Annotated in this window: 2 protein-coding genes; both read left to right on the top strand. The window is 52.2% G+C overall.

The genetic code is table 11. From position 1 onward, the window contains the following. The first annotated feature begins 85 nt into the window (after positions 1–85). The gene (locus ACXRVY_RS28475; RefSeq protein WP_223458915.1) at positions 86–847 is read left to right on the top strand and encodes an SDR family oxidoreductase; all 762 of its coding nucleotides are present in this window, start codon (positions 86–88) and stop codon (positions 845–847) included. Positions 848–916: 69 nt separating this feature from the next. After that, positions 917–1,519 carry an SIS domain-containing protein gene (locus ACXRVY_RS28470; RefSeq protein ID WP_458238886.1) on the top strand — a complete coding sequence of 201 codons (603 nt, stop codon included), beginning with the start codon at positions 917–919 and terminating at the stop codon, positions 1,517–1,519. The last annotated feature ends 8 nt before the right edge of the window (positions 1,520–1,527 follow it).

Genomic DNA, 1,527 nt, shown 5'->3' with positions numbered 1-1,527 from the left:
GTGAATGACGCACGCGCGAATACCTGCGCCCGGCCGCCCTCCATCGAAACTTGTTCAATCACAATTCTCTGAAAGGAAAACTGCAATGAAACTCAGCGGTAATACGATATTTATTACTGGAGCGACATCTGGCATTGGACGCGGGCTTGCCGAGGCCTTTCACAACAAAGGGAACAAAGTGATTATCGGCGGTCGCCGCAAGGCACTGCTGGATGAAATCACCCAGGCCAATCCGGGTATGGACTCGGTCGAAATCGACGTAAGTAACGCGGCGCAGATTACTCGCGTGGCGCAACTCCTGACGCAAAAATATCCAGAACTGAACGTCATCATCAACAACGCAGGCATCATGCCGTTCGACGACGTGACCGGCCCACTCGATGACGCGCAAGCCATCGATCTGATCGACACCAACCTGATGGCGCCGGTGCGCATCAGCGGCGCTTTTATCGAACACCTGAAGCAACAGCCGCAAGCGTTCATCATCAACAATAGCTCGACGGCCGCGTTTATTCCGATGGCGATGTTCGCGCTTTATTCCGCGACCAAGGCCGCTATCCACTCTTACTCGTTGTCCCAGCGTTTCGCATTGCGTGACACCAGCGTGCGTATCCTTGAAATTGCGCCGCCCTGGGTCGATACGGATCTGGTTTACAAGAGCGGTGACGCGCGCGCCATGCAACTGGAACCTTTCATTGAGCAAACCATGGCGCTACTTGAGACCGCGACGACCGAGGTCGTTGTTGAAGCAGGCCAGGCACTACGCAATAGCGCAGGACCGGGGGAGCACGATGTAGTGAACTACCTCAACCAAATGTTAATCGACAACCCACTTCCGGCGCCTTGACCGCAATCCAGCAGGCCACCAAGCCATCGGTGGCCGCTCACTATGTTGATACAAAAGCAGGGTAATTACATGAGCTACAGGCTAGACAGAATCRAAGAGATTCTTAGCGCAGAAGCAAAGGCCATCAGTAGTGTAAAAATAGACGATAGCTATGATAAGGCGATTGAATTCATCAAAGCGTGTCCGGGAAAACTCGTCATGACCGGCATTGGAAAGGCAGGTTTTATTGCAAAAAAGTTCGCGGCAACGCTTTGCTCAACAGGAACGCCTGCCGTCTATATTCACCCCGCAGAAGCTGCTCATGGTGATCTCGGCATTGTCGAGAAAAACGATTTGATTTTTGCTTTTTCTACCAGTGGTAAAACTCAAGAAGTCATTGAGCTCATTAAATTCAGCCGTCATCTCACTACTGGAAAAGTCATCGCAATCACCTCTCACCCGGAAAGCGAGCTCAGGAACAACGCTGATCTGGTTCTCGATATGGGCGTCATAGAGGAACCCTGTTCTTTGGGTTTGACTCCAAGCGCCAGCATTGCGGTCATGAGCGCAATCAGTGACGCCATCGCCCTGACGCTAATGGAGGAGAACGGAATTACTCGCCACGATTATGGTGTACGTCATCATGGTGGTTACCTCGGGCACAAGGCCAGGCTAGCTAATGACACTGAATAGCACAGCTG

Source organism: Pseudomonas sp. P5_A2_2 (assembly GCF_054177685.1).
This window is presented reverse-complemented; position numbering and strand designations above follow the sequence as displayed.

Coding starts and splice junctions, on each gene's coding strand:
- ACXRVY_RS28475 (WP_223458915.1), top strand. CDS start 86: ATGAAACTCAGCGGTAATACGATATTTATTACTGGAGCGACATCTGGC.